This is a genomic window from Xenophilus azovorans DSM 13620, assembly GCF_000745855.1.
Lineage (GTDB): Bacteria > Pseudomonadota > Gammaproteobacteria > Burkholderiales > Burkholderiaceae_C > Xenophilus > Xenophilus azovorans.
On record NZ_JQKD01000114.1, the window covers coordinates 1 to 2989 of the forward strand.

Here is a 2989-nt window from a genome sequence, read left to right on the forward strand (position 1 = left end):
CACGCTGATCAAGGACTGGAACACCCAGTCCATCGTGCAGGACGTGCAGGCGCAGGCGCAGATCGCGCAGCAGTTCAATCAGAACGCGGCCAGGGAAATCGGAACCTATGCGGACAGTCAGCGAGACGCCGCTCGCGCCCGGGGCGATGCAGCCGAAGCCGCAAGGTGGGACGAGGGCGGAGAGTACCGGGTGGCAATGCATACCGCCGCTGGCGCGTTGAGCGGCGGCGTGGCGGGCGCACTCGGGGCAGGAGCGAGCGCTGCGCTGATGCCGCGCATCGGGAATGCGATCGAAGAAATGGGGCTGCCAGCCCCTGTGGCGCAGGGGCTCGGTGCCATCACTGCGGCAGCTATCGGAGCGACAGCCGGTGGAGCGGCGGGTGCGGCCAGTGCGTACAGCATTGACATCAACAATCGGCAGTTGCACCCGACCGAAACGAAATGGATCAAAGACCATGCAGAGCAATTTGCCGCTGCACAGGGAATTAGCGTAGACGAGGCTGAACAACGTTTGGCAGACCAAGCGTTCAGGCAAGTGCAATTCGGTGCAGCGGGCGAGGAAGATGCTGCCGCGAGGCAGTTCCTAAGGAATGCTGGGCAGCAGTTGCTGCCAGGGGACGCCAATATCCCTGGTCAAAACGTTGGATACATGTTTACTGCAACGCCTGAGCAAAGGGCGAATGCGCGGATGTATCTTGACGCCGTGACGTCTAGTCCTGAGGCATTGCAGTTCTATGCATCACACAATATTACTCAGCCCACTATCGAGCAAATATCTCAGGCCGCTGGCAGGGATGCTCAGGCAAGAGGAGAAATCGCAACTCTGACCGTGCAGGCGGCTGCTTTGGCTGGAGGCCTGGCTCTGGCGCCTGCGCTCAGCGGTGTAGCCGCAGAGATCGCTGCGTTTTCGAAAGATCCACTAGGCTACTGCACAGTCAATCCAAGCTCTTGTATAGCAACGGTTGAACTCGTCGTCAGTACGGCGGCCGGCGTCCCAATTGTTGGATCCGGCGCCCCATCGTTCGGAAAGATCATTGGAGATACGTCGAAGCTGACCGCCGCAGAACTCAACTACGCCTCCGAGTTGGCAGCTGGTGGAAGAACGGTGCAAATTATCCCGACTGCAACCTCGCGGACGGCCGATTTTTTTGTTGATGGTGTTAGGGTTGAACTCAAGACGATGAGCAATATTCAGAATCAAACGTCTGATGGATTGTCAAAGGCGTTGTCTTCTACGATCATGAATGCTAGAGGGCAGTCAGGCAATATTGTTATTGATGCAAGGAATCAAATTGGAATGACTCCGGAGATTGCTGAACGTGGAATAGGAAGGGCATTTGGTGCCGATAATCAGTCGGGCGCAAGAATCCAGAGCATCACTGTCATTACTCCGCAAGGCTCTGTATATACTCCTCGCGTGAAGGAATAATTTATGATCAATGGGTATCCCACCAAAGACGAATTAAAAAATAGAATTAAACGCCAACTGAGTTGGCGTCCTGAAGATCCTTTTGTTCATGCAATGTGGGGCGGATATCTAGCTGCCCTGCTTGAATGGGGATTGATTGATGTAGCTGTATATGACGAGCTCGTCAAATTGATTGAGTCAAAGAATATCTTGTTAAATTTTATTGGCTATGAGTTATTTTCAGATGAGCCCTTATCAAAAGAGCAAGAGACGGAGATAAGAAAACTACGAGATAAAAAATCGAATAATTAATGGATTCAAACCCGAAGTGCAATAGTGATGCATTCATAGGCAGCCGCAATTCGTCCGTCTGTGATGACAAGGCATCCTATCTACTCCAAGGAAGTCGTGATGAGTAAACTTCTTTGTGAGTGCGGTTATGTAATACGGGACCATGAGCTTGGACTGGATTACAAAGCGAGGTTGATTTCGGATAAAGATATTGTTGAATTTTTTGCTTGGATAGCCAATGAGACCCAAGAATATGTGACTGCCGTTCAAGCAGGAGAGGTAAAAAAATGGCTAATAGAAAAAGGTTATGGTGAAGACTACGCCAACCTTGGCCTTGACCATGGAAATATTCTGCATGATCATCTTTACGGAAAATTTCTTGACATGAAAAAGGATGTGTACGAATGCCTGCAATGCGGGCGTTTGCACATTGAAAGAAAAAATAACACTTTTCTTTCATTCTCTCCTCCCAATAAACTGTTCAATGGGCTTTTCAAGGGGGCGCAGCCTTGATTTGTCGCCAATTGTTGTTCAACCAGGCAGGCAATTCACTAGCTGGCTACTACCTGAAGATATTGTGATTCAGATTTGAATCCGTTGGGTGTTGTTTTTTGCGGCATTTGTTCGAAATCATTCCAAAAAGGCGATGAATGAGGCTAAACGCAATTTTTTCATAAATCTTGCAGCCTCAAATCTTTTGAGGCAAAAGGATATCCCCCTGCATCTGTGCTCTGCGGGGCGCGGAGTTTCGTGTCATTTTTCGAGAACTTCTACCGGAAGTTGAGGGATCTGTAAGTGGATGGATTTCCAAGGAAATTCAAGATCGAGCTCCGGCTAGAAGATGGGGAATTTATCACTACTACTGTCATGAGTTGATTGGTTTGAAAGCTGATGGCATTGATGAGTATCAAATAGAAGCATTAAAGTTTTTATTCTGATTTGGATTGGATTTCATTGATTGAGAATGAAAACTTGTTTCTCCGGGGAGATTTTTAGATGAAGAGTGATTGAGGTTATTTTGAAATATTAATAACCGCATCAATTTCTCAATAACAAGATCAAGGGCGCATCGCCAGAATTTCAAGGGAGCTTCTTCATGCTGTCACCACCCACCCGCGCCTCGCGCGCTCCCGTGCTTGCCGCACTCGCCTTGGCTTTGGCCGCTCTCAGCGGCTGCGCCACCCGCCTGCCAGCCCCCATCACCGGCTACACCTGCTGCAACCTGCACCCCAGCTACGCCTGGATCAACAGCTCCAACGTGCTGGGCGGCGCCATGCTGCCGGCCGGCCA

General features: G+C 50.2%; 4 protein-coding genes. All 4 read left to right on the plus strand.

Features of this window, described 5'->3' with window-relative positions; all coding sequences use genetic code 11:
- Positions 1-1429, plus strand: a 1429-nt coding sequence (locus tag Q392_RS33550) for a CdiA C-terminal domain-containing protein (RefSeq protein WP_483855401.1), incomplete at its 5' end; no start/stop codon positions are given.
- Between the two features lie 3 nt (positions 1430-1432).
- A complete protein-coding gene (locus Q392_RS33180) occupies positions 1433-1720 on the plus strand; it encodes a hypothetical protein (protein ID WP_157008338.1) in 288 nt (95 codons plus the stop codon).
- Positions 1721-1819: 99 nt separating this feature from the next.
- Positions 1820-2212 carry a hypothetical protein gene (locus Q392_RS33185; protein WP_157008340.1) on the plus strand — a complete coding sequence of 131 codons (393 nt, stop codon included), beginning with the start codon at positions 1820-1822 and terminating at the stop codon, positions 2210-2212.
- 583 nt (positions 2213-2795) lie between these two features.
- A partial coding sequence (locus tag Q392_RS33190; protein ID WP_211260311.1) for a hypothetical protein occupies positions 2796-2989 on the plus strand: 194 nt, incomplete at its 3' end.